General features: G+C 58.1%; 27 protein-coding genes and 1 tRNA gene. 3 read left to right on the plus strand and 25 right to left on the minus strand.

Annotated elements, in window-relative coordinates:
- Positions 1 to 175 precede the first annotated feature (175 nt).
- The 19 genes from der to trmJ all read right to left on the minus strand — a co-directional run bounded on the left by der (position 176) and on the right by trmJ (position 17032).
- Complete coding sequence (gene der / locus AC07W5_RS27030; protein WP_495011131.1) at positions 176 to 1645, minus strand: ribosome biogenesis GTPase Der; 1470 nt, start codon at positions 1643 to 1645, stop codon at positions 176 to 178.
- 183 nt (positions 1646 to 1828) lie between these two features.
- On the minus strand, positions 1829 to 2980 hold the full coding sequence (bamB, locus tag AC07W5_RS27035) for an outer membrane protein assembly factor BamB (protein ID WP_494992142.1): 1152 nt from the start codon (positions 2978 to 2980) through the stop codon (positions 1829 to 1831).
- Positions 2973 to 3614: a tetratricopeptide repeat protein gene (locus AC07W5_RS27040; RefSeq protein WP_494991934.1), complete on the minus strand. Its 642-nt coding sequence runs from the start codon at positions 3612 to 3614 to the stop codon at positions 2973 to 2975. The genes bamB and AC07W5_RS27040 overlap by 8 nt, the downstream gene beginning before the upstream one ends.
- A gap of 40 nt (positions 3615 to 3654) precedes the next feature.
- On the minus strand, positions 3655 to 4944 hold the full coding sequence (gene hisS / locus AC07W5_RS27045) for a histidine--tRNA ligase (protein WP_495024643.1): 1290 nt from the start codon (positions 4942 to 4944) through the stop codon (positions 3655 to 3657).
- 23 nt (positions 4945 to 4967) lie between these two features.
- Positions 4968 to 6077, minus strand: a complete 1110-nt coding sequence (gene ispG, locus AC07W5_RS27050) for a flavodoxin-dependent (E)-4-hydroxy-3-methylbut-2-enyl-diphosphate synthase (protein ID WP_494991932.1) — start codon at positions 6075 to 6077, stop codon at positions 4968 to 4970.
- Positions 6078 to 6080: 3 nt separating this feature from the next.
- Positions 6081 to 7088 (minus strand): RodZ domain-containing protein, encoded by a 1008-nt coding sequence (locus AC07W5_RS27055; protein ID WP_495011132.1) that lies wholly within the window; start codon positions 7086 to 7088, stop codon positions 6081 to 6083.
- Positions 7088 to 7846, minus strand: coding sequence for a type IV pilus biogenesis/stability protein PilW (gene pilW, locus AC07W5_RS27060; RefSeq protein WP_495011133.1), 759 nt, complete (start codon positions 7844 to 7846; stop codon positions 7088 to 7090). The genes AC07W5_RS27055 and pilW overlap by 1 nt, the downstream gene beginning before the upstream one ends.
- A gap of 12 nt (positions 7847 to 7858) precedes the next feature.
- Positions 7859 to 9007: a dual-specificity RNA methyltransferase RlmN gene (rlmN, locus tag AC07W5_RS27065; protein ID WP_494991929.1), complete on the minus strand. Its 1149-nt coding sequence runs from the start codon at positions 9005 to 9007 to the stop codon at positions 7859 to 7861.
- Positions 9008 to 9035: 28 nt separating this feature from the next.
- Positions 9036 to 9461: a nucleoside-diphosphate kinase gene (gene ndk, locus AC07W5_RS27070; protein ID WP_007903599.1), complete on the minus strand. Its 426-nt coding sequence runs from the start codon at positions 9459 to 9461 to the stop codon at positions 9036 to 9038.
- Between the two features lie 90 nt (positions 9462 to 9551).
- A complete protein-coding gene (gene iscX / locus AC07W5_RS27075; protein WP_419118411.1) occupies positions 9552 to 9752 on the minus strand; it encodes a Fe-S cluster assembly protein IscX in 201 nt (66 codons plus the stop codon).
- Between the two features lie 14 nt (positions 9753 to 9766).
- Positions 9767 to 10108 (minus strand): ISC system 2Fe-2S type ferredoxin, encoded by a 342-nt coding sequence (gene fdx / locus AC07W5_RS27080; protein ID WP_494991928.1) that lies wholly within the window; start codon positions 10106 to 10108, stop codon positions 9767 to 9769.
- A 3-nt stretch (positions 10109 to 10111) separates the two neighbouring features.
- A complete protein-coding gene (gene hscA / locus AC07W5_RS27085) occupies positions 10112 to 11974 on the minus strand; it encodes a Fe-S protein assembly chaperone HscA (protein WP_495024644.1) in 1863 nt (620 codons plus the stop codon).
- A gap of 51 nt (positions 11975 to 12025) precedes the next feature.
- Positions 12026 to 12547: a co-chaperone HscB gene (gene hscB / locus AC07W5_RS27090; RefSeq protein ID WP_494991926.1), complete on the minus strand. Its 522-nt coding sequence runs from the start codon at positions 12545 to 12547 to the stop codon at positions 12026 to 12028.
- A gap of 8 nt (positions 12548 to 12555) precedes the next feature.
- On the minus strand, positions 12556 to 12879 hold the full coding sequence (gene iscA / locus AC07W5_RS27095; RefSeq protein WP_494991925.1) for an iron-sulfur cluster assembly protein IscA: 324 nt from the start codon (positions 12877 to 12879) through the stop codon (positions 12556 to 12558).
- A 53-nt stretch (positions 12880 to 12932) separates the two neighbouring features.
- Entirely contained in the window at positions 12933 to 13319 is a 387-nt protein-coding gene (iscU, locus tag AC07W5_RS27100) for a Fe-S cluster assembly scaffold IscU (RefSeq protein WP_003443374.1), read from the minus strand.
- Between the two features lie 96 nt (positions 13320 to 13415).
- Complete coding sequence (locus AC07W5_RS27105) at positions 13416 to 14630, minus strand: IscS subfamily cysteine desulfurase (protein ID WP_494991924.1); 1215 nt, start codon at positions 14628 to 14630, stop codon at positions 13416 to 13418.
- Between the two features lie 50 nt (positions 14631 to 14680).
- A complete protein-coding gene (gene iscR / locus AC07W5_RS27110) occupies positions 14681 to 15172 on the minus strand; it encodes a Fe-S cluster assembly transcriptional regulator IscR (protein ID WP_494991923.1) in 492 nt (163 codons plus the stop codon).
- A gap of 310 nt (positions 15173 to 15482) precedes the next feature.
- Entirely contained in the window at positions 15483 to 16259 is a 777-nt protein-coding gene (gene cysE, locus AC07W5_RS27115) for a serine O-acetyltransferase (RefSeq protein WP_494991922.1), read from the minus strand.
- A gap of 2 nt (positions 16260 to 16261) precedes the next feature.
- Positions 16262 to 17032: a tRNA (cytosine(32)/uridine(32)-2'-O)-methyltransferase TrmJ gene (gene trmJ / locus AC07W5_RS27120; RefSeq protein WP_494991921.1), complete on the minus strand. Its 771-nt coding sequence runs from the start codon at positions 17030 to 17032 to the stop codon at positions 16262 to 16264.
- Between the two features lie 305 nt (positions 17033 to 17337).
- Here trmJ and suhB point away from each other — a divergent pair, with 305 nt between their 5' ends.
- A complete protein-coding gene (gene suhB / locus AC07W5_RS27125) occupies positions 17338 to 18153 on the plus strand; it encodes a type III secretion system regulator SuhB (RefSeq protein ID WP_494991920.1) in 816 nt (271 codons plus the stop codon).
- Between the two features lie 62 nt (positions 18154 to 18215).
- Here the strand turns inward: suhB and AC07W5_RS27130 are convergent, their stop codons facing one another.
- From AC07W5_RS27130 to queA, 6 genes are all read right to left on the minus strand, one after another.
- Complete coding sequence (locus tag AC07W5_RS27130) at positions 18216 to 18764, minus strand: glycine zipper 2TM domain-containing protein (protein ID WP_495024645.1); 549 nt, start codon at positions 18762 to 18764, stop codon at positions 18216 to 18218.
- Positions 18765 to 18885: 121 nt separating this feature from the next.
- Positions 18886 to 19800, minus strand: a complete 915-nt coding sequence (secF, locus tag AC07W5_RS27135; protein WP_494991918.1) for a protein translocase subunit SecF — start codon at positions 19798 to 19800, stop codon at positions 18886 to 18888.
- A 9-nt stretch (positions 19801 to 19809) separates the two neighbouring features.
- A complete protein-coding gene (gene secD / locus AC07W5_RS27140) occupies positions 19810 to 21678 on the minus strand; it encodes a protein translocase subunit SecD (protein WP_494991917.1) in 1869 nt (622 codons plus the stop codon).
- Between the two features lie 62 nt (positions 21679 to 21740).
- On the minus strand, positions 21741 to 22079 hold the full coding sequence (yajC, locus tag AC07W5_RS27145) for a preprotein translocase subunit YajC (RefSeq protein WP_495011136.1): 339 nt from the start codon (positions 22077 to 22079) through the stop codon (positions 21741 to 21743).
- 182 nt (positions 22080 to 22261) lie between these two features.
- Complete coding sequence (tgt, locus tag AC07W5_RS27150) at positions 22262 to 23377, minus strand: tRNA guanosine(34) transglycosylase Tgt (protein ID WP_494992141.1); 1116 nt, start codon at positions 23375 to 23377, stop codon at positions 22262 to 22264.
- A 5-nt stretch (positions 23378 to 23382) separates the two neighbouring features.
- Entirely contained in the window at positions 23383 to 24447 is a 1065-nt protein-coding gene (gene queA, locus AC07W5_RS27155; RefSeq protein WP_494991915.1) for a tRNA preQ1(34) S-adenosylmethionine ribosyltransferase-isomerase QueA, read from the minus strand.
- Between the two features lie 108 nt (positions 24448 to 24555).
- On the opposite strand from queA, the gene AC07W5_RS27160 reads away from it, so the two are divergent.
- Positions 24556 to 24640 (plus strand) — tRNA-Leu (locus AC07W5_RS27160).
- 151 nt (positions 24641 to 24791) lie between these two features.
- Positions 24792 to 25121, plus strand: coding sequence for a hypothetical protein (locus tag AC07W5_RS27165; protein ID WP_495024646.1), 330 nt, complete (start codon positions 24792 to 24794; stop codon positions 25119 to 25121).
- Positions 25122 to 25796: the final 675 nt, after the last annotated feature.

The following is a 25796-nucleotide window of genomic DNA, read 5'->3' on the forward strand; positions in this document are numbered from 1 at the left end:
AAACAGCAGGTATGAAAAAGGGCGCCATGGGCGCCCTTTTTCCGATGCAGCAATTGATCGTTCCCACGCTCTGCGTGGGAATGCCGCCATGGACGCTCCGCGTCCAGGTGACGCGGAGCGTCACGAGATGCATTCCCACGCGGGAGCATGGGAACGATCATTTCACATAGCCCAGTCAGCGTTTGTCTTTACGCTTCTTCTCGGCTTTCTTGTGGTGAGTCATCAAACGACGCTTCTTGTTGACCTGGCGGTCGGTAAGCGTGTTCTTGTTGCCTTCGTACGGGTTCTCGCCACCTTTGAACTCGATCCGGATCGGCGTACCGACCAGTTTCAAGACACGGCGGTAAGTGTTTTCCAGATAACGGACGTAGGACTTCGGAACGCGCTCGACCTGGTTACCGTGGATCACGATGATCGGCGGGTTGGCTCCGCCCAAGTGGGCATAACGCAGTTTGATCCGACGGTTGTTGACCATCGGTGGCGCGTGTTCACCCACCGCATCTTCAAGAATCTGAGTCAGACGGTTGGTCGGCCAGCGGGTAACCGCGGACTTGAACGAGTTCTGCACCGACTGATAGAGGTTGCCCACGCCAGTGCCGTGCAAGGCCGAGATGAAGTGAATGTCGGCGAAGTCTACGAAGAACAACCGGCGTTGCAGCTCGATCTTCACGAACTCGCGTTCGCTCGGCTCCATGCCATCCCACTTGTTCAGTGCGATAACCAGCGCACGACCCGCTTCCAGCACGAAGCCCAGCAGGTTGAGGTCGTGGTCGACCACCCCTTCGCGGGCGTCCATGACGAAAACCACCACGTTGGCGTCTTTGATCGCCTGCAGGGTTTTCACCACGGAGAACTTTTCGACTTCCTCGTGGATCTTGCCGCGCTTGCGCACACCCGCGGTGTCGATCAGCGTGTACTTCTCTTCGTTACGCTCGAAGGGAATATAGATACTGTCGCGCGTGGTGCCGGGCTCGTCATAAACGATAACCCGGTCTTCACCGAGCATACGGTTGACCAACGTCGACTTGCCGACGTTCGGACGACCGATGATGGCGATCTTGATACCGTCTTTTTCGCTCGGACCTGGAATGCGCTTGGCTTCCTGACCTTCCTCGACGATTTCAGCTTCGCCCTCTTCCGGCTCTTCCTCATCTTTGGGGAATTCGCGCAGGCAGATTTCCAGCATCTGAGTGATGCCGCGGCCGTGAGCACCGGCGATCGGGATCGCGTCGCCCATGCCCAACGGGCTGAACTCGGCGCGGGCCAGCTCAGGATCGATGTTGTCGACCTTGTTGGCGACCACGTAGGAACGCTTGTTACGCTTGCGCAGGTGCTCGCCAATCATTTGGTCAGCAGCAGTGAAACCTGCGCGGGCGTCTACCAGGAACAGGACGACATCGGCTTCTTCAATGGCCAGCAGCGACTGCTCGGCCATTTTTTCGTCCATGCCATGCTCGTCACCGGAAATACCACCGGTGTCGACCAGAATGTAGGAGCGCCCTTGCCACTTTGCCTCACCGTATTGGCGATCACGGGTCAGACCGGACAGGTCGCCGACAATGGCGTCACGGGTCCTGGTCAGGCGGTTGAACAAGGTGGACTTGCCGACGTTCGGTCGGCCCACCAGGGCGATTACGGGAACCATGCGGCTCTCCACTTCGTTATTTCAGAAAATACAAAAGCCGCTGCTAGGCAGCGGCTGGTGCTCGTGTAGGAGCGAACTTGTTCGCGAAGAACGTCACAACACCGCGTATATCCAGACTGTACGCGTTATCGTTGACGTCCTTCGCGAGCGAGCTCGCTCCTACCTATAGGTCCAGCATAGTTCTTACTTGATGGTCAGGGCTTCCAGCTTGCCACTGTTGCCATACACATAAATCGTGTCGCCCACCACCAGCGGACGAGCACGCAGGCCGTCGCTGTCGATGCGTTCACGGCCGACGAAACGGCCATCCACCTGGCTCAGCAGGTGCAGGTAGCCTTCCATGTCACCGACTGCAACGTAGCTGGAGAACACTTCCGGTGCCGACAGTTGACGGCGGGCCAGCGAGTCGTTGCTCCACAATGCAGTGGTGGAGCGCTCGTCGACACCTTCAACGGTACCCGAAGACAGGCTCACGTAAACGCTGCCAAAGCCTTGAGCGACGCCTGCATAGCTGGAAGCATCACGCTGCCAGAGCGGACGACCGCTTTCCAGGTCCAGAGCCGCAACGCGACCTTGATAGCTGGCCACATACAGGGTGCCACCGGACAACAGCAGGCCTCCGTCGATGTCGACCACACGTTCGAGCTCCGAACGTCCTTGCGGAATCGCGATGCGTTGCTCCCAGACCGGCACGCCGTTGCGAATATCAAGAGCAACGACTTTACCCGTCGACAAGCCGGCAATCGCCAGGCGGTTGGTGACGATCGGCGCACTGGTGCCACGCAGGGTCAGGACCGCCGGGGTACTGTCGTAGAGCCAGCGCTGATTACCGGTAGCAGCGTCGAGGCCGATCAGACGGTCATCCTGAGTCTGGACCACAACCACATCACCGTTGGTGGCAGGCGGTGCGAGGACTTCACTGGTCACGCGAGCGCGCCATTTCTCTTCACCGGTGCTGGAATCCAGCGCTACCACCTGGCCTTTCAGCGTACCGATCAGGACCAGACCGTAACCAACGCCAACGGCGCCGGAAACACGCAGATCAAGATTTTTCTTCCATTTGACGTCGCCATTGCTTCGATCCAGCGCCATCACCACGCCAGTTACATCGCCAGCATAGAGGGTGTCGCCGTCGATAGCCGGCACCAACATGTTGTAGGTATCGCCCTGGCCATTACCGATCGAACGGCTCCACTGCTTTTGCAGAACAACTTCTTCTTTGAAGTTGACCAGTTCAGCCGGTGGCAGTTCTTTTTTGCTGTTGCTGCTGCAACCCGCGGCCAGAATGGCCAGAGCCAGCAATGCTGCATGTTTCCAACGGATCACGTCACGCATCCCCTTTGGCCAGGTCGTCCAGCTTGATTTGTAAGCCATCGACCGCTGCTTCATCAGACAGCGCAGCCTTGGCCTTTTGATACGCAGCATGGGCTTCGTCGGTACGACCCAATTGGACCAGCAGGTCACCCTTGAGCTCTTCACGAGTGGCCAGGAATGCCTTGTCAGCATCGCCTTCGAGCAGCTTCAGCGCTTCGTCAGGCTTGTTCTGTGCTGCCAGCACCTGAGCCAGACGCTGACGCGCGATTTCGCCCAGGGCCGGGTTGGCCGGTTTGTCGGCGACGGCTTTGAGCTCGCTCGCCGCGTCGTCCAGCTTGCCGGTATCGACCGCGACTTTCGCCACGAACAGGCTGCCGTATTGCGCGTAGGCAGTGCCCGCGAACTCGCTGTTGAGCTTGCCGGCCAGATCCGCAACACGGGCCGCATCCGGCTTGCCATCAGGGGTCAGCGTGGTTTCCAGCAATTGCTGGTAGAGCATCGAGGCACCTTGCGACTGGTTGCTCTGATACTTATGAAACGCCTGCCAGCCGAACACGATGACCAGCGCCAACAGGCCGCCGGTCACTAGAGGTTTGCCGTTACGCTGCCACCAGTCTTTGAATTCCGCCAGATGTTCGTCTTCGGTACTCGACACCCCAATACTCCTTATTCGCTAAATCGGCTGTTTGACAGCTTCAACCCTGCACGACGCAGGTGGCCAGGTGAGCGGCAAGCTCATCCCAGGCAATGCTTTGTTGTTCGCCCTGGCCACGCAAGGGTTTGAAACCGACCACTTGCTGGGCCATTTCGTCGTCACCGAGGATCAATGCATACAGCGCACCGCTCTTGTCGGCCTTCTTGAACTGGCTTTTGAAGCTACCGGCGCCGGCGTTGATCTGCAGACGCAGGTTTGGCAATTGATCACGTACCCGCTCGCTCAATGCCAGCGCTGCGAGTTCAGCAGCTTCACCGAAGGCGCAAAGGTAGACATCAACCTGACGGGAGATTTCTTCCGGGATCTGCTCCAGGGTTTCGAGCAGCAGCACCAGACGCTCGATGCCCATGGCGAAACCAACGCCCGGGGTCGGCTTGCCGCCCATCTGCTCGACCAGACCGTCGTAACGGCCGCCCGCGCAGACAGTGCCCTGGGCACCGAGCTTGTCGGTGACCCATTCGAATACGGTTTTGCTGTAGTAATCCAGCCCGCGCACCAGCTTCGGGTTGATCACATAAGGAATGCCGGCAGCGTCCAGACGCGCCTTCAGGCCCTCGAAGTGAGTGAGGGACTCTTCGTCGAGGTAGTCAGCCATCTTCGGTGCATCGAGCAGTGCCGCCTGGGTATCGGCGTTCTTGGTATCCAGCACTCGCAGCGGATTGGTTTTCAGACGGCGCTGGCTGTCTTCGTCCAGCTGGTCCAGACGTGCCGTCAGGTACTCGACCAGTGCTTCGCGGTAACAACCGCGAGATTCGCTGGTGCCCAGGCTGTTGAGTTCGAGCTTGACCGCGTCACGGATGCCCAGCTCGCCCCACAGGCGCCAGGTCAGCACGATCAGTTCGGCGTCGATATCCGGACCATCAAGGTTGAAGACCTCGCAACCAATCTGGTGGAACTGGCGATAACGGCCTTTCTGCGGACGCTCGTGGCGGAACATCGGGCCGATGTACCAGAGTTTCTGCACCTGGCCACCGCCGGTGATGCCGTGCTCAAGCACAGCACGCACGCAGGCCGCTGTGCCTTCAGGGCGCAGGGTCAGAGAGTCGCCGTTGCGGTCGTCGAAGGTGTACATCTCTTTTTCGACGATGTCGGTCACTTCACCGATGGAGCGCTTGAACAGCTCGGTGAATTCAACGATCGGCATGCGGATCTGCTTGTAACCGTAGTTATCCAGCAGACGCGAGACGGTACCTTCGAAATGACGCCACAGGGGGGTCTGCTCGGGCAGGATGTCGTTCATGCCACGAATGGCTTGCAGAGACTTGCTCACTATAAATCCTTAAATTCGTTCGATCAGCCGCGGGCGATCAGCGCCGCGTCGGCTTCGACCTTTTCGGCCGCCTTCTGGCGGATCAGCCGTTCCAGCTCATCCACCAGATTGTCATTCGTCAATTTCTGCGCCGGCTTGCCGTCGATATAGATCAGGTTCGGTGTACCACCGGTCAGGCCGATGTGAGCCTCTTTGGCTTCGCCCGGACCGTTCACTACACAACCGATGACCGCAACATCCAGTGGCACCAGCAAGTCTTCAAGGCGCACTTCCAGTTCATTCATGGTTTTCACCACATCGAAGTTCTGCCGCGAACAGCTTGGGCAGGCGATGAAGTTGATACCACGGGACCGCAGGTGCAGGGATTTGAGAATGTCGTAGCCGACTTTCACTTCCTCTACCGGGTCGGCCGCCAACGAGATGCGAATAGTATCGCCAATCCCGTCGGCCAGCAGCATACCGAGGCCCACGGCAGATTTCACTGTGCCTGAACGCAAACCACCGGCTTCGGTGATACCCAGGTGCAGGGGTTGAATGATTTCCTTGGCCAGCAGGCGATAAGCTTCGACGGCCATGAACACATCGGAGGCTTTTACGCTGACTTTGAAATCCTTGTAGTTCAAGCGCTCGAGGTGCTCGACATGACGCAATGCAGACTCGACCAGCGCAGCAGGGGTCGGTTCGCCGTATTTCTTTTGCAGGTCTTTTTCCAGCGAGCCGGCGTTGACGCCGATACGGATCGGGATCCCGCGATCACGGGCGGCATCGACCACGGCACGCACACGGTCTTCACGACCAATGTTGCCCGGGTTGATTCGCAGGCAGTCGACACCGAGTTCGGCCACGCGCAGTGCAATCTTGTAGTCGAAGTGGATATCGGCGACCAAAGGCACTTTGACCAGTTGCTTGATCCGGCCAAAGGCTTCGGCGGCGTCCATATCCGGCACGGAAATGCGCACGATATCGACGCCGGCAGCTTCCAGGCGATTGATCTGGGCTACTGTCGCTGCGACATCATTGGTGTCACTGTTGGTCATGCTCTGCACCGCGATGGGCGCATCGCCGCCCACGGGTACGGAGCCAACCCAGATTTTGCGGGACTCGCGACGTTTGATTGGAGATTCGCCGTGCATGACTTATTGACCTAACTTCAGGCGAGCAGTCTCGCCACTGGTGAACGGAGCGATATCGACCGCCTGGCCGTTGTAGCTGACCTGCGCCCCACGGGCATAGCCCAGACGCACGGAAAACGGTGGTTTACCGCTGACCTCGGCGGTCGAGCCTTTGCGCTTGAGACCGCTCAACAGCACTTTGCCGGTGCCGTCGGTAACCTGAGCCCAGCAATCGGAGGTAAATTGCAGCCGAACCTGACCGGTACCAGCAACTGGCGCCGTCGCGGCAGCCGCAGGCGCTGCAGGAACTACCGGTTTAGTCACAGGCGCAGCAGGAGCTGGCGTCGCAACAACCGGAACAGGTGCGGTGTGAGTTGCAGCGGTCGGTACGCTTGGCGCTACGACGACTGGAGCGCCTGGAGTCGGTGCAGCCGCATTGGCCTGGACTTCAGCCGGCGGCTGGCCCTCAGGCAAAGCGAGACTGGTCGAAGCTTCGGTTTGAGCTTCGACTACCGCTTGATCTTCCGGCTCGTCGAGCGGGTGAATCTGCGTGGTGCCATCGGCCCCTTCGACTTCGACGTGTTCCGGGGTGATTGCAATCAGGTCCTTGGTGCGCAAGGAGGTCTGATCCTGCCACCAGACAAAGCCGCCGCCGATTACGGCAATCAGCAACAGCAGGCTGACGATACGCAAAATGGTGTGGGAAACCCGTACAGGTTCTTCGATGCGACCCAGGCTGTGCACGCTGCTGCCTTGGGCGTCGGTACCGGAGTATTGGTCGAATTGCTGGACCAATACGGCCTGGTCCATGCCCAGCAACTTGGCGTAGGCACGAATATAGCCACGGGCAAAGGTATGCCCTGGCAACTTGTCGAAAGCACCCGTTTCCAGATTGCTCAATGAGCCTACGGTAAGGTTGAGCTTCAGAGCCACTTCCGCCAGCGACCAACCATTGCTTTCGCGGGCCTGACGCAAGGTCTCACCAGGGTTTACGCGAGTCGCTGCTACAACTTCGGGATGCGCCGCTTTCATCATTGCTCCGACAGGTATTGCTGATATTCCGGCGTACCGGGATAGAGTCGTTTTAATTGCAGGCCTGCACTTGCGGCCTTGTCGCGATCTTCGAACACTTTTGCCAGCCGAACGCCGAGCAATAGACTACGTGCATTTTGCTCAGCCAGCAGGCTAAAACGATCGTAGTAACCACGCGCGGGCACATAATGCCTGTCTTCGAATGACAACTCAGCCATTTCCAGCAATGCGCGGGGTTGTTGGCGGTTCAAACGCAGGGCTTTTTCCAGTTGCTGCCTGGCCAGATCACGCTGACCGAGCATTGAAGCAGTCATACCCAGGTTCTCGAAAACCCGCGAGCGCTCAGGATAAAGCGTATCGGCAGCGGCTTGTTCGAAGCGCTGGTAAGCGTCTTCATAACGCTTTTCTTCAAATAGAAAGCTGCCGTAATTGTTCAGGATACGCGCATCACCGGGACGCGAGGACAATGCCTTGCGAAAATGCTGGTCAGCGAGTTCAGGCTCCATCTCGGCCTGGAACACCAGCCCCAGGGCCGCATTCGCATCGGCGTCCGAGCCATCCAGATCCAGGGCTTTCTTCAACGGAGCTTTCGCTCGCTCGGTCATCCCCTGCTGCAGATACCCAAGACCCAGCTGCACGTATGCCGCACGCGCCTCGTCCCGCCCCTTGCTCGTTTTCATCGGACTGAAATCACCCGATGAAACACAACCAGCCGACAGACTGGCGAAAAGCACAAGCAGCGCGACGCGCAGAGACATAGAGATCCTCTCTTAAGTACGATTCGTAGCGCTTTGCGGCATATCAGACTCAGCGTTCAACTCACGCACAGCGATATAACGCTCGCTACGACGGGTGCGATCCAGCACCTGTCCTACCAACTGGCCACACGCGGCGTCGATGTCTTCGCCACGGGTGGTACGCACGGTGACATTGAAGCCAGCGTGATGAAGTTGATCCTGGAAACGACGGATGGCGTTGTTGCTCGGCCGCTCGTAACCGGAATGGGGGAACGGGTTGAACGGGATCAGGTTGATCTTGCAAGGCGTGTCCTTGAGCAACTCGATCATTTCAACCGCATGCTCGACCTTGTCATTGATGTCCTTGAGCAAGGTGTACTCGATGGTAAGCACGCGCTTTTCGCCCAGGGACGACATGTAGCGGCGGCAGGACTCGAGGAGCATTTTCAGCGGATACTTCTTGTTGATTGGTACCAACTGGTTACGCAGCGCATCGTTCGGTGCGTGCAGGGACAACGCCAGGGAAACGTCGATGTGCTTGGACAGCTCATCGATCATCGGCACCACGCCCGAGGTCGACAGGGTCACACGGCGCTTGGAGATGCCGTAACCCAGGTCGTCCATCATCAGGTGCATGGCGGCAACGACGTTGTCGAAGTTCAGCAGCGGCTCACCCATGCCCATCATCACCACGTTGGTGATGGCACGGTCGGCGGTTGCCGGGATGCTGCCGAACGATTTATTGGCAATCCACACCTGGCCGATGACTTCGGCGGCGGTGAGGTTGCTGTTGAAACCTTGCTTGCCGGTGGAGCAGAAACTGCAATCCAGGGCACAGCCTGCCTGGGACGAAACGCACAGAGTGCCGCGTTTGCCCTGGGGAATGTACACGGTCTCGACGCAGCTGCCGGACGCCACGCGCACCACCCACTTACGGGTGCCGTCGCTGGAGATGTCCTCGCTGACCACTTCGGGGCCGCGAACTTCGGCAATAGCCTTGAGCTTGTCGCGCAAGGCCTTGCTGACGTTCGTCATGGCGTCGAAATCATCGACGCCAAGGTGGTGAATCCACTTCATTACCTGACCGGCACGGAAACGCTTCTCCCCGATTGAGTCGAAGAATTTTTCCATTTCCAGCTGAGTCAGACCCAGCAGGTTAGTTTTTGCAGTCGATGTAGTCATGGATTCACCTTCACTCATAAGCCAATGCTTAGCGAGTGGTTACTTCAGTAGCTGCGAAAAAGTACGAGATTTCGCGAGCGGCAGCGGCTTCGGAGTCCGAACCGTGCACAGCGTTGGCGTCGATGGAATCAGCGAAGTCAGCGCGGATGGTGCCGGCAGCAGCTTCTTTAGGGTTGGTAGCGCCCATCAGCTCACGGTTCAGAGCGATAGCGTTTTCGCCTTCCAGAACCTGAACGACAACCGGACCGGAGATCATGAAAGCAACCAGGTCGTTGAAGAAACCACGAGCGCTGTGCTCAGCGTAGAAGCCTTCAGCTTCAGCTTTGGACAGTTGCTTCAGTTTCGAAGCTACAACGCGCAGGCCAGCTTTTTCGAAACGAGTGGTGATCTCGCCGATAACGTTTTTTGCAACTGCGTCAGGCTTGATGATGGAGAAAGTACGTTGAACAGCCATGGTGTAACTCCAGAAACGGTAATTTGCGAAAAATTAAACCCGCGAATTATACGCGGGTTTAGAGGGATTGCCTAACTGCGTAGGGTGCGTTCAGTCTGCTTCTTCGATCCAGGCAGCTTGAATGGCCTCGAGCACTTTCTCGCCGCCATGCTTGGGATCGTCACTGAAATCCGGTAATTCCAGAACCCAGCGATGCAGATCGACGAAGTTGACCGAAAGCGGATCAACATCCGGCTTGCTCTCAGCCAGCTGGATCGCGATTTCCAGTACATCAACCCATTTAAGACTCATGACGGTTCCTTGAATCAGTGCGGCGCTTCGGCTGCATGGTTAAGCGAGTATTTCGGAATTTCGACAGTCAGGTCTTCAGTCCCGACGATTGCCTGGCAGGTCAGACGCGACTGCGCTTCCAGACCCCAGGCCCGATCAAGATAGTCCTCTTCCAGCTCATCGGCCTCTTCCAGCGAGTCAAAACCTTCGCGGATGATGCAGTGACAGGTGGTGCAGGCACAGACGCCGCCGCAGGCGCTCTCGATCTCGATATGGTTGTCATGGGCCACTTCGAGGATGGACTGACCGGTCTCAGCCTCTACAACCAAACCGTCCGGGCAATGCTCGGCGTGTGGCAGAAAAATGATCTGCGGCATCAGTTATTCCTCGATTTCATTCAGGTTGCGCCCCGCCAGAGCGGCTTTCACCGTCGAGTCCAGGCGGCGGGCAGCAAAGGCATCGGTCACTTGCGACAGACGCTTGGTCTGCTGCTCGATGGCATAGCCATCGGTGCCTTGCATCAATTCAGTCAATTCTTGCATCTGCAATTCGATAACCATGCGCTCTTCGGCATCGAGCAGGCGCTCGCCGTCGACATCGAGGGCGCCCTGCACCGCTTCGATCAGGCGCTGGGCATCGACTTGCTGCTCACGCAGCACCCGGGCGACCTTATCGTCGTTGGCGTACTGGAACGAATCCTTGAGCATCCGGGCGATTTCGCCGTCGGTCAGGCCGTAGGACGGCTTGACCTGGATACTGGCTTCAACGCCAGAACCCAATTCACGGGCCGCAACGCTGAGCAAGCCGTCGGCATCGACCTGGAAGGTCACACGAATTTTCGCTGCGCCAGCGACCATGGCCGGAATGCCGCGCAATTCAAAACGCGCCAGGGAGCGGCAATCGCTGATCAGCTCGCGCTCACCCTGCAACACATGAATCATCATGGCCGACTGGCCATCTTTGTACGTCGTGAAGTCCTGAGCCCGCGCGACAGGGATGGTGGTGTTGCGTGGAATCACCTTCTCCATCAACCCGCCCATGGTTTCCAGCCCCAGGGACAGCGGAATCACGTCAAGCAGCAACAGTTCGTCGCCATCACGCTTGTTGCCGGCCAGGGTATCGGCCTGGATCGCGGCGCCAATGGCCACTACTTGATCCGGATCGATCTCGGTCAACGGCTGACGAGCAAACATCTCGGCCACCGCATCACGAATACGCGGAACACGGGTAGAACCACCGACCATGACCACGGCCTGAACATCTTCCAGCTCAATACCCGAATCGCGAACAGCGCGTCGGCAAGCTTTCAGGCTTTGCGCAACCATCGGCTCGATCAGCGCATCGAACGCCTGACGGCTCAATTCGGCACGCCAGTCGCCGTAGACGATTTCGACCGAATCAGATTCCGTCAGCTTTTCCTTGGCGGCACAAGCGGTTTGCAACAGGTTGCGCTGAGCACCTGGATCGAGGTCGGCGGACAAGCCGGCCTGCCCGATAATCCAGCCGGCGATCGCGTGATCGAAGTCATCGCCACCCAGGGCGCTGTCGCCGCCAGTGGCCAGCACTTCGAAAACACCGCCAGTCAGACGCAATATCGAAATATCGAAGGTACCGCCGCCCAGGTCATAGATCGCAACAACGCCTTCGGCGTGCTGATCCAGACCATAAGCCACCGCCGCAGCGGTAGGCTCGTTGAGCAGACGCAGGACATTCAGACCGGCCAGTTTGGCCGCATCCTTGGTTGCCTGACGCTGGGCATCGTCGAAATAGGCCGGAACGGTAATCACCGCGCCCACCAGCTCGCCGCCCAGAGCCAATTCGGCACGCTGACGCAGCACCTTGAGGATATCGGCGGAGACTTCGACCGGGCTTTTCGGCCCTTGCACCGTGTCGATGAACGGCATATGCGATTCGCCATCGACAAAGCGGTACGGCAATTGTTCGCCCAACAGCTTGACGTCGGACAGACCACGACCCATCAAGCGCTTGACCGACAACACGGTATTGAACGGGTCACTTGCAGCAGCCAGTTTGGCCGCCATGCCCACTTCAATGCGATCGGCGTGATAGCGAACGGCAGACGGCATTATGACCTGCCCGTCAGCGTCGGCCAGAGGTTCGGAAAGACCACTGCGCAATGCAGCGACCAGCGAATTGGTAGTGCCCAAGTCGATACCCACAGCCAGACGACGCTGGTGCGGTTGGGGACTTTGGCCGGGTTCGGCGATCTGCAGTAGGGCCATGCTTATCTGGACTTATCTGTATATCAGGCGTGCGACCGAGGCGGCACTGGGTTAATCGTCGAGGCGCTCTTCTAACTGGCGCACTTCGTAGGTGAGCTTGTCGAGGAATTGCATGCGCCGCATCAGGCGTTCGGCCTGTTCACGCTGCACTGCAACATTCCAGCAAGCCGCGAAGCTTTCGTTCAGTTCATCCTGAGCAACTTTCAAGCGACGCTTGAATACCGCAATCCCGGCCAGATCGGCACTGTCTTGCAGATCTTCGAGCTCTTCGCGCCATTGCATCTGCTGCAGAAGAAACTCGGGATCATGCACCGTGACCTCCAGCGGTAGCTCACGACCACCCATGGCGAGCAGGTATCGCGCGCGTTTCGGGGGATTCTTGAGCGTCTGGTAAGCCTCATTGAGGCTCGCGGATTGCTCTAGCGCCAGCCGTTGCTCACGCTCGGAAGCGTCAGCGAAGCGGTCCGGATGAACGCCGCGCGCCAACTCACGGTAGCGCGTAGCCAACTGGTCGAGATCCAGACGGAAACTCGGCTGCAGTTCAAATAAAGCGAAATGACAAAGAGTACCCACGACCAGCCTCAGATGTTGAAGCTTTCGCCGCAGCCACATTCACCGCGCACGTTGGGGTTATTGAACTTGAAGCCTTCGTTCAATCCTTCCTTGACGAAATCGAGCTCGGTGCCATCCAGGTAAACCAGGCTTTTCGCGTCGATGATCACTTTAACGCCGTGACTTTCGAATACCTGATCTTCGGCGTCCGCCTTATCGACAAACTCCAGCACATAGGCAAGGCCGGAACAGCCCGTGGTGCGAACACCCAGACGAATCCCATCACCCTTGCCGCGCCCTTCAAGGGAGCGTCGTACGTGTTGAGCAGCCGCTTCTGTCATGCTGATAGCCATCGGGACTCCTTACTTGATACCAGGATCTTTGAAAACTGATCCCCGGAAAAAACTCAGATCAAGCCTTTCTTCTGCTTGTAATCGCGAACGGCAGCCTTGATGGCGTCTTCAGCGAGTACGGAGCAGTGAATTTTTACCGGCGGCAAGGCCAGCTCTTCAGCCAGCTGAGTGTTCTTGATGGTCTCTGCTTCGTCCAGAGTCTTGCCTTTCATCCACTCGGTCGCCAGGGAGCTTGAGGCAATGGCCGAACCGCAACCATAAGTCTTGAACTTGGCGTCTTCGATGATGCCTTGTTCGTTGACCTTGATTTGCAGGCGCATTACGTCGCCGCATGCTGGAGCGCCAACCATGCCGGTGCCGACATCAGGATCTTCTGCGTCCATCTTGCCGACGTTGCGCGGGTTTTCGTAGTGGTCGATGACCTTTTCGCTGTAAGCCATGATTCTTAATCCTCACTCATCAGAGAGTCGCTCTTGAGGCTCTGTAAAAACGCGGTATTCGACATTTTTACAGAGCCCGTTTGCGGCGACTTATATTCAGTGTGCCGCCCACTCGATTTTCGAAATGTCGACGCCATCTTTGTACATGTCCCACAGCGGCGACAGAGCGCGCAACTTGGTAACGGCCTCGCAAACTTTCTTCGCGGCGTAGTCGATTTCTTCTTCGGTGGTGAAACGGCCGAAGGTGAAACGGATCGAGCTGTGCGCCAGTTCGTCGTTGCGGCCCAGGGCGCGCAGAACGTACGAAGGCTCGAGGGACGCCGAGGTGCAGGCCGAACCGGAGGAAACTGCCAGATCCTTGAGTGCCATGATCAGCGACTCGCCTTCAACGTAGTTGAAGCTCAGGTTCAGGTTGTGCGGTACACGGGAAGTCATGCTGCCATTGATGTACAGCTCTTCCAGCTCTTCGACCTGCTTGAAGAAACGGTCGCTCAGGGCTTTGATTCGTACGTTTTCGGCAGCCATGTCTTCCTTGGCTACGCGGAACGCTTCGCCCATGCCAACAATCTGGTGCGTCGCCAGAGTGCCGGAACGCATGCCACGCTCGTGACCGCCGCCGTGCATGGTCGCTTCGATGCGAACACGCGGCTTGCGGCTCACGTACAGTGCGCCAATGCCTTTAGGGCCGTAGGTTTTGTGGGCAGAGAAGGACATCAGGTCGACTTTAAGCTTCGACAGGTCGATCTCGACCTTGCCGGTGGACTGCGCAGCGTCGACGTGGAACAGGATCCCTTTGGAACGGGTCAGTTCGCCGATGGCTGCGATGTCGTTGATGGTGCCAATTTCGTTGTTCACGTGCATGACCGACACCAGGATGGTGTCCTCACGCAGTGCAGCTTCAACCATTTCCGGAGTCACCAGGCCATCTTCACGAGGCTCGATGTAGGTCACTTCGAAACCTTCACGCTCCAGTTGGCGCATGGTGTCGAGGACAGCCTTGTGTTCGATCTTGGTGGTGATCAGGTGCTTGCCTTTAGTGGCATAGAAATGCGCGACACCCTTGATTGCCAGGTTGTCGGACTCGGTGGCACCGGAGGTCCAGACGATTTCACGTGGGTCGGCGTTGACCAGGTCTGCGACCTGACGACGAGCGTTTTCCACGGACTCCTCGGCTTTCCAGCCGAATACGTGGGAACGGGACGCCGGGTTACCGAAGTTTCCGTCGACCAGCAGGCATTCACTCATCTTTTGTGCGACACGCGGATCAACCGGGGTGGTCGCAGAGTAATCAAGGTAAATCGGCAATTTCATGGACTATCTCCTAAATCAGGCTGGCTGGCGTGCCGCTAGCTCTTTGGCTGTCATTCGACGGCGGACGCTTCAATCTTGTCCAGACGTGACGCCTTGCCATTACAGCGGCGCTGGTCCTGACGCTGGGCTACTTCTTGCACCTCACGGCGAGTCACAAGGTCAGCCAAGCTGATACCGCTCAGAAATTCATGGATCTGCAGGCTCAGATCGCACCACAAGTGGTGGGTCAGACAGGTGTCGCCGGAATGGCAATCGCCCTGCCCCTGGCAACGGGTTGCATCGACCGATTCGTTCACCGCATCGATCACCTGAGCGACCTGGATCCCCTGCATGTCGCGGGACAGCTGATAGCCACCACCGGGACCACGAACACTGGACACCAGATTGCTACGGCGCAATTTGGCGAAGAGTTGCTCGAGGTAGGACAAGGAGATGCCTTGGCGCTCGGAGATATCGGCCAGGGACACCGGCCCGTTTTGCGCGTGCAACGCCAGGTCAAGCATGGCGGTTACGGCGTATCGGCCTTTTGTAGTCAGTCTCATGGACAGGTACCGCGGAGGTTCGGAATGGAGGCGAGTATGCAATTCCCGAGTATTCAAGTCAACTATAAGACCTAGTGAATTACTCGGGTTTACCCGCAAAAATAGCGCGCGAATGATAGCAAAGTCCGCAGCATAATGGCACGCCAGCGACACGCGACATTTACGTGTAGCAGCTGGCGAAGCCTGCGTTCGAGCGCGAAGCGGTCGCAAAACCTGTATGCGAATTCTTCCGGATACACTGCGTCAACCGAATCACGACCACTTCGCGGCCGAACGCAGGCTTCGCCAGCTGCTACAGAAAACCATGCGCTCAACTGGCCTTGCTTTCATCCTTGTTTTTTACACAGGCGAAGTCTTCTTCGCGCAGTTCGGGCAAGTCTTTGGCGCAGTAATTACTGCCCAGATCCTTGAGCGCACCACACATGCCTTCGAGACGACCGTCTACGGCCTGCAGGTGGTCGAGCAACTGACCAATGGCCCGCGCAATCGGGTCCGGCATGTCTTCGCTGACGCCATAAGCATCGAAGCCGAGTTTTTCCGCCATCGCCTTGCGCTTGGCTTCCTGCTCGTCATCGGACTTCATGATGATCCGCCCCGGTATGCCGACCACCGTTGCACCGGCCGGCACTGCCTTGGTCACCACCGCATTGGAACCAACCTTGGCCCCGGCACCGACCGTGAACGGCCCGAGAACCTTGGCGCCCGCCCCTACCACTACGCCGTCTTCCAGCGTCGGGTGGCGCTTGCCTTTATTCCAGCTGGTGCCGCCGAGGGTCACACCCTGGTAAAGCGTGACGTCATTGCCGATCTCGGCGGTTTCGCCGATCACAATGCCCATGCCGTGGTCGATAAAGAAGCGCCGACCGACCCTGGCCCCCGGATGGATCTCGATCCCGGTCAACCAGCGACCGAAGTTCGACACTACTCGCGCCAGCCACTTCCAGCCCATCCCCCACAACGCCGATGCCAGGCGGTGAATCCAGATCGCATGCATACCGGGATAGCAGGTCAGCACCTCAAACGCATTACGCGCCGCCGGGTCACGGTGGAAAACGCTCTGGATATCTTCACGCAAACGCTCGAACATCATTAATCCTTCCGCTTAAGAAGCTCACCACGGGCCGCTTTTTGGGTTTCCGTGAGGATGCCACGCAAAATATTCATTTCCGCCCGACTGACCGAGCTTCGTCCGTACAACCGACGCAGGCGCGCCATCAAGTGTCGCGGTTTTTCAGGATCGAGAAACTCAATGGCCACCAGGGTCTGCTCCAGGTGCTCATAGAATCGCTCCAACTCATCCATGGTCGCCAACTCGCCACTCTTGGTCGACGCCACTTCTTCCTTCTCGAGCTTGCTCGGCTGGCCTTGCGCCGCCAGCCAGGACATGCGTACTTCATAGCTCAGCACCTGCACCGCCGCCCCCAGGTTCAGCGAGCTGAACTCAGGGTCCGATGGGATATGCACGTGATAATGACATCGCTGCAGCTCTTCGTTGGTCAGGCCGGAATCCTCACGACCGAACACCAGAGCAATCTCGGCGCCCTGCGCCGCTTCTTCGACCACCTTCACACCAGACTCACGCGGATCGAGCAGCGGCCAGGGAATGCGGCGATCACGGGCGCTGGTGCCGAACACCAGATTGCAGCCGACCAAGGCCTCTTCCAAGGTGGTGACGACTTGCGCATTTTCAAGGATGTCCCCGGCACCCGAGGCCCGCGCATCAGCCTCGTGGTGCGGGAACAAGCGCGGTTCGACCAGCACCAGCCGCGACAGCCCCATGTTCTTCATGGCACGCGCAGCCCCTCCGATGTTCCCCGGATGGCTGGTATTGACCAGGACGACACGAATGTTCTGCAGCAAGGGAGGCGCTCTCTGACAGGGAAATGGGGAGCAAATCTTACAGAGCATCAGAGTGTCCCGCCTCAAAAATAACTGTTCACTTTTGACGGCGCTAAATGTCGGCATGCTGCGTTGCCGCTTCTCCCCATAGCAAGCCATGAGTCGGCGTGGCGCCTTGCCTGCCAACATTGACCACTCGTCAAAATATGAACGTATTTCCGAGGCGGGACACACCGTTAAGCTATGAAAGCGAACGTCGACCTTCATCTGTAGAAAGTTTCTGATAGAATGCCCGGCTTTCTTTAACAACCTTAGGTGACACATCCATGCAGCCCATGCTGAATATCGCGCTGCGCGCCGCCCGCAGCGCCAGTGAATTGATTTTCCGCTCCATCGAGCGCCTGGATACCATCAAGGTCGACGAAAAAGACGCCAAGGACTACGTGTCCGAAGTGGATCGCGCTGCCGAGCAGAAGATCATCGACGCGTTGCGCAAGGCTTACCCGACTCACGCCATCCTCGGCGAAGAGACCGGTATGCACGCCGGTAGCGGCGAAGGTGAAGAATACCTGTGGATCATCGACCCACTGGACGGCACCACCAACTTCCTGCGCGGTGTTCCGCACTTCGCTGTCAGCATCGCCTGCAAATACCGTGGCCGCCTGGAACACGCAGTGGTTCTGGACCCGGTTCGCCAGGAAGAATTCACCGCCAGCCGTGGTCGCGGCGCTCAGCTCAACGGTCGTCGCCTGCGTGTCAGCGGTCGCACCAGCCTTGAAGGCGCCCTGCTGGGCACGGGCTTCCCGTTCCGTGATGACCAGATGGACAACCTCGACAACTACCTGGGCATGTTCCGCAGCCTGGTTGGCCAGACCGCCGGCATTCGCCGCGCCGGTGCCGCCAGCCTCGACCTGGCCTACGTTGCCGCCGGTCGCTACGACGCGTTCTGGGAGTCAGGCCTGTCCGAGTGGGACATGGCTGCGGGCGCCCTGCTGATCCAGGAAGCTGGCGGCCTGGTGAGCGACTTCACCGGCGGTCACGACTTCCTTGAAAAAGGCCACGTTGTTGCCGGCAACACCAAATGCTTCAAGGCTGTACTGACGGCCATCCAGCCGCACCTGCCGGCTTCGCTGAAACGCTAAGCATCAGGCACAAAAAAAGCACCCTTCGGGGTGCTTTTTTTTTGAGCCCGACAATCAACTCATCACTGAGCTGGCTGGTTCTGACCGAGAATCAGCTGGCCGTCTTTGTTGACCGGAATCTGGTTGCCTGGATCACGATCCATACGCACCTTGCCTTCCTTGCCATTCAACGAATACCTCACGTCATAACCCACGACCTTGTCGCTGATGTCATTGACCGTGTTGCAGCGGGTCTGAGTCGTGGTGTAGGTGTCCTTGTTCTGCATGTTTTCCTGGACCTTGTTGCCGGCATAACCGCCGCCAACTGCACCTGCGACGGTTGCGAGCTTCCTGCCATTACCGCCACCCACCATGTTGCCCAACAAACCACCGCCGACAGCACCGATCACCGTCCCCAGGATCTGGTGTTGATCCTTCACTGGTGCCTGCCGGGTCACGGCGACATCCCTGCAAACCTCACGTGGAGTCTTGATCTGTTGTTTGACCGGCTCAACAGCCAGCACTTGCGCATACTCAGGGCCGCTTTTAACCAGCTTATAGGTGGCAACAGCACCCCCGGCAGTAACACCGACAGCACCCAGTACCGCACCCACCAGTAACGACTTGTTCATCATGAACCTCCTGACCATCACAAGCGGGACATGCCCGCGCTTCTCCTAGCCTTGGAGCACAAAAAAAGGCGCGAGTTCAATACTCGCGCCTTTTTGGATGGAGCCAGAGAGACAATTACCCTTATGGGCGGTCGTCGATTTCCTTCTCGGTATTAGCCGGAGGAATCAAATCCTCGGTGCTCAGGCTCAGCCAGATCAGCACCACGTTGGCGATGTAGATCGACGAGTAGGTACCCGCCAGAACACCGATAAACAGGGCGATGGAGAAGCCGAACAGGTTGTCGCCACCAAAGAACAGCAAAGCGGTGATCGCCAGCAAGGTGGAGATCGACGTGGCCATGGTCCGCAGCAGGGTTTGCGTGGTCGAGATGTTGATGTTCTCGATCAGGCTGGCCTTGCGCAGCACACGGAAGTTCTCACGAACCCGGTCGAATACCACGATGGTGTCGTTGAGCGAGTAACCGATGATCGCCAGTACTGCCGCCAAAACCGTCAGGTCGAAGGTGACCTGGAAGAACGAGAGTATACCCACGGTCACGATCACGTCGTGGATCAGCGAGACAATGGCACCGACCGCGAACTTCCACTGAAAGCGGAAAGCCAGGTAGATCAGGATACCGCCCAGCGCCATCAGCATGCCGAGGCCGCCCTGGTCGCGCAGTTCTTCACCGACCTGCGGGCCGACGAACTCGACACGCTTGACCTGAGCCGGGTTGTCGCCGCCGACTTTCTGCAGCGCTTCAGCCACCTGGTGACCCAGTTGCGGGTCTTCGCCAGGCATGCGCACCAGCAGATCGGTGGTTGCACCGAAGTTCTGCACGATGGCTTCGTGATAACCGGCTGTAACCAGTTGCTCACGCACCTTGGTGACATCGGCCGGACGCTCGTAGGTCAGCTCGATGAGCGTACCGCCGGTGAAGTCCAGGCCCCAGTTCATGCCCTTATGAAAGACACTGAACATTGCCAGTGCGGTAAGGAACAATGTGACGCCGAACGCAAAGTTGCGAACGCCCATGAAGTTGATTGTACGTAACATGGCAGCCCCTTAAATCCACAACTTCTTGAAGTCACGACCGCCGAAGATCAGGTTGACCATCGCGCGGGTCACCATGATGGCCGTGAACATCGAGGTAAAGATCCCGAGGGACATGGTCACGGCGAAACCCTTGACCGGGCCGGTGCCCATGGCAAAGAGAATCCCGCCCACCAACAAGGTTGTCAGGTTGGCGTCGAGAATCGCGGTGAATGCCCGGCCGAAGCCTTCGTTGATTGCCCGTTGTACGGTCATGCCGGCCGCGATCTCTTCACGTATCCGCGAGAAGATCAGAACGTTGGCGTCGACCGCCATACCCATGGTCAATACAATACCGGCGATGCCCGGCAGGGTCAGCGTTGCCCCCAGCAGCGACATCAAGGCCAGCAGCATCACCATGTTCACCGCCAGTGCGACCGTGGCAATGACGCCGAAGAAGCGGTAGATAGCCATGATGAACAGCGAAACGAACAGCATGCCCCACAGGGATGCATCGATACCTTTGGTGATGTTGTCAGCACCCAGGCTCGGACCGATAGTGCGTTCTTCAGCGAAGTACATCGGCGCCGCCAGACCACCGGCACGCAGCAACAGTGCCAGCTCGGAAGACTCGCCCTGACCGTTCAGGCCAGTGATGCGGAACTGCGCACCCAGTGGCGACTGGATGGTCGCCAGGCTGATGATCTTCTTCTCTTCTTTAAACGTCTGAACCGGCACGTCTTTCTCGACGCCGTTGACCACTTGCTTGACGTAAGTGGTGACCGGACGCTGTTCGATGAAGATCACCGCCATGCTGCGACCGACGTTGCTGCGAGTCGCACGACTCATCAGCTCGCCGCCGTGGCCATCCAGACGGATGTTCACTTCTGGTGTGCCGTGCTCGCCGAAGCCCGCCTTGGCGTCAGTCACCTGGTCACCCGTGATGATCAGGCCACGCTCGATCAGCGCTGGAGGACGCTTGCCTTCACGGAACTCGAACTCCTCGGAAGTGGCTTTCGAAGCGCCAGGCTCAGCCGCCAGACGGAACTCAAGGTTGGCCGTCTTGCCGAGGATTCGCTTGGCTTCGGCAGTATCCTGCACGCCCGGCAGCTCAACCACGATACGGTTAGGCCCCTGGCGCTGAACGATAGGCTCGGCAACACCCAGCTCGTTGACCCGGTTACGTACCGTGGTCAAGTTCTGCTTGATGGAGTATTCACGGATTTCCGCCAGCTTGGCCGGGGTCATCGCCAGACGCAGCACCGGCTGACCATTGAGGTCGGCTGGAACAATGTCGAAATCTTTGAAATTCTTGCGAACCAGTGCACGGGCCTCTTCGCGGGAAGCATCATCACTGAAGCCCAGCTGAATGGCACCGCCGAGTTGCGGCAGACTGCGATAGCGCACACGCTCTTTACGCAGCAGGCTCTTGACGTCGCCTTCGTAGACTTTCAGGCGTGCATCGAGGGCTTTTTCCATGTCCACTTCCAGCAGGAAGTGCACACCACCAGACAAGTCAAGACCCAGCTTCATCGGGTGCGCGCCAAGGCTGCGCAGCCATTTTGGCGTGGTCTGTGCCAGGTTCAGTGCAACGACATAGTCATCACCCAACGCCTTGCGCACGATGTCTTTGGCTGGAAGCTGATCTTCCTGCCTGTTCAGACGCAACAGGCCGCCCTTGCCGTTCGCGGCCAGAGAGGAGGCCTTTACAGTGATCCCGGCATCGGCAAGCGCTTTGCTTACGCGATCCAGATCGGCCTGATTGACCTGCAGCGCAGTACTTGCGCCACTGACCTGAATGGCCGGATCGTCAGGATATAAATTGGGAGCGGAATAAATAGAGCCGATCGCCAGCACCGCCAGGATCAGTATGTATTTCCACAGAGGGTATTTGTTCAGCATCACGCCGCCCGCTTATGACGCGGGGCGCCTTGCGCGCCCCGTCGATTGGTAAAAGATGAAACTTAGATCGCTTTCAGCGTGCCTTTTGGCAGCGTGGCAGCGATAGCGCCTTTCTGGAACTTCAACTCTACCGAGTCGGAAACTTCGAGAACAACGAAATCATCAGCTACTTTGGTGATCTTGCCGGCGATACCGCCAGAGGTCACAACTTCGTCACCTTTTTGCAAGTTACCGAGCAGGTTCTTCTGCTCTTTGGCGCGCTTGGCCTGTGGACGCCAGATCATCAGATAGAAGATGACCAGGAAGCCGACCAGGAAAATCCACTCAAAACCGCCGCCCATCGGGCCAGCAGCGGCAGGTGCACCAGCATCCGCGAAAGCGGCAGGGATCAAAAAGCTCATACAGCACTCCAGTTGCAAAAATTGATCTTAAAACCGTCAAATATCGGCTTCGCTCGTCCATGCTGCGTTGAAAGCAGGCTCAGAATGCTCATTTACTGACGTAAACTCCGCTTTTTCGCCGGCTTTCGCCTTGTCTGAACTTCGACTGCCTAAATATTGAACAGGTTTTCGGGTCAGAAAACTTAGTCCAGAGGCGGAACAGGTAACCCGCGTTTGGCATAGAAGGCATCAACAAAGGCGGCCAATGTACCCTGTTGAATAGACTCGCGCAAACCAGCCATAAGCACCTGGTAATGGCGCAAATTGTGGATCGTATTCAACATGCTACCCAGCATTTCGCCGCACTTGTCCAGATGATGCAGGTAAGCGCGGGAGAAGTTCTGGCAGGTATAGCAATCACAGGTCGGATCCAGCGGCGAATCATCATGACGATGGAACGCATTGCGGATCTTCAGCACGCCAGTATCAATGAACAGATGCCCATTGCGGGCATTGCGGGTTGGCATCACGCAATCGAACATGTCCACACCGCGGCGCACACCCTCAACCAGATCTTCCGGTTTGCCAACACCCATAAGGTAACGAGGTTTGTCTGCGGGCATCAGGCCTGGCAGGTAATCCAGCACCTTGATCATTTCGTGCTTGGGCTCGCCCACCGACAAACCGCCAATGGCCAGGCCATCGAAGCCGATCTTGTCCAGGCCTTCCAGGGAGCGCATGCGCAGGTCCTGGTGCATACCGCCCTGAACGATACCGAACAGTGCAGCGGTATTGTCGGCATGGGCATTCTTCGAACGCTGAGCCCAGCGCAACGACAGCTCCATGGACACCCGAGCAACGTCTTCATCGGCCGGATACGGCGTGCATTCGTCGAAAATCATCACGATGTCCGAGCCCAGATCGCGCTGAACCTGCATCGACTCTTCCGGACCCATGAACACTTTCGCGCCATCGACCGGCGAGGCGAAGGTCACGCCCTCCTCCTTGATCTTGCGCATGGCGCCCAGGCTGAACACCTGGAAACCACCGGAGTCGGTCAGAATCGGGCCTTTCCACTGCATGAAGTCATGCAGGTCGCCGTGCTTCTTGATCACTTCAGTGCCAGGGCGCAGCCACAGGTGAAAAGTGTTGCCAAGGATGATTTCAGCACCGGTAGCGGAGATATCCCGCGGCAGCATGCCCTTGACCGTGCCGTAAGTGCCGACCGGCATGAACGCTGGGGTTTCAACGGTACCGCGGGGAAAGGTCAGACGACCACGACGAGCCTTGCCATCAGTGGCGAGCAACTCAAAAGACATACGACTCATGCTTGATCCTCAGGGGCCAAACCCTTGGGGGCAGTTGGCGCAGGGTTACGGGTAATGAACATCGCATCACCGTAGCTGAAAAAGCGGTACCCATGTTCGACGGCCGCTGCATAGGCAGCCATGGTTTCGGGATAACCGGCGAACGCCGAAACCAGCATCAACAATGTGGATTCGGGCAAATGGAAGTTGGTCACCAGGGCATCGACCACATGGAACGGCCGGCCCGGGTAGATAAAGATATCGGTGTCGCCACTGAACGGCTTGAGCACACCATCGCGGGCAGCACTTTCCAGCGAACGCACGCTGGTGGTGCCAACCGCAATCACCCGCCCGCCACGGGCACGGCAAGCGGCGACTGCGTCTACCACATCCTGGCCGACTTCCAGCCATTCTTTGTGCATGTGGTGATCTTCGATACGCTCCACGCGCACCGGCTGAAAGGTCCCGGCACCGACGTGCAGGGTCACGAACGCGGTCTCGACGCCCTTGGCGGCAATTGCCTCCAGCAGCGGCTGATCAAAATGCAACCCCGCCGTCGGCGCTGCCACCGCGCCCAGGCGCTCGGCGTAAACCGTCTGATAACGCTCGCGGTCCGAGCCTTCATCCGGGCGGTCTATATAAGGAGGCAACGGCATGTGCCCGACGCGATCGAGCAGCGGCAGCACTTCCTCAGCAAACCCCAGCTCGAACAGCGCGTCATGGCGCGCCAGCATCTCGGCTTCGCCACCACCGTCGATAAGGATCCTGGAACCTGGCTTGGGCGACTTGCTGGAGCGCACATGGGCCAGCACGCGATGACTGTCGAGCACCCGCTCGACCAGAATTTCCAGCTTGCCGCCGGAAGCTTTCTGGCCAAACAGCCGCGCCGGAATCACCCGGGTATTGTTGAACACCATCAAATCGCCCGGGCGCAAATGCTCAAGCAAATCAGTGAATTGACGGTGTGCGAGAGCGCCGCTGACCCCATCCAGGGTCAACAGGCGACTACCACGACGCTCGGCCAAAGGATGGCGAGCAATCAAGGAATCAGGGAGCTCGAAGGTAAAGTCAGCAACGCGCATGATGGGGTTCGTCTAGCAGGGCCGGAAAGTTTAGCGGAAATAGTAAAAATTCACCACGAAACGTGATTGACCAACGGTAATCTCATCTCTATACTTCGCCGCCATTGAGCCCTGATGGCGGAATTGGTAGACGCGGCGGATTCAAAATCCGTTTTCGAAAGGAGTGGGAGTTCGAGTCTCCCTCGGGGCACCAAAATTAAGAAAGGTCTTGCTTTGCAAGGCCTTTTTTTTCGCCCAAAGAAAAGCCACCACCGCCCCGTGCAGGAGCTGCCGAAGGCTGCGACTTTTGATCTTGCCTTTCCACACCTCCCGCATCACTGGGACATTTCAAAAGGATTCCCCTCATGGAATTGCCACTGGAAACCGTCGCCCTCTTCTCCCTCAAGCTCGCTTACGAGACGGAAGATCAAAGTCCGATCCTGCGCGACGATCTGATCATGAGCGATTACCAGCGGGATGTATTCGAGTTACTGGTGCGCCGGGGTGATGTCGAGGCTATCCAGCTTAAAGTGGATCAATGCCTGGGTTTGGCGCTGAACGCTTTAGGCGGTGTTAATACACCGCTAGGTCGCGAGCTGACCAGGTTGTCAGCTGATTTCGGCAGTGCTCAGACCATGGCGCAGCTTGATACCCCGCTGATCGCGCTCAAGGACTACCTGAAAGACATTCAGTGAATGATGGCGCCGCCCGAAAACCGGGTACACCCCATACACACACCGATTCTGGCCGCCAAGCCTTGACTAGAGACCGACTGATGGGTGTCCCCTTTGATCGTTCCCACGCTCCGCGTGGTAACGCATCCCGTGACGCTGCGCGTCACAAATCGCCGCTTCACCCGACAACTCCCCCCAACCACAGCAACTTGATCCAACGACCTTCCGGCGTCATCCACTGACTACACCTCCTTGCGCCATTGCCTACAAATCCCCCAGAATCGCCCCGCTTGTGCGCCTTGCCCCACGCCACTAAGGTTCTCCAGTCGCTGCCCATCAGCGATCGGGTTTAGTAGCCCGTGGTTAAAACAAAGTGCATCGAGCTCCAAACAGTCAGGTTTCCCTATCGCCTGCACTTGATGGTGGCTGTGCGCAGGGCGCCCTCGGGCGCGCCGGCTTTGTTTGTTTCCCCGGTCTACTAACCTGCGTACAGCCGCCACCCCTTCGTTTAGTAGCGAGGCGGTGGCAGCACCACTCAAGGAAACAAACCGATGTTCAAAGTAACCCCCAATCCACCCGAACCCCCAAACATTTCGCCCTACGAAGCCCTCGATTCGAGAAATCTCCACCAAGCCGCGCACCGGGCCCTCGATCACTACCTGACCCCGCCGCCATCGGGCAAGTCGCGCGCAAGCG

Source organism: Pseudomonas sp. GW821-FHT01E05 (genome assembly GCF_059422425.1).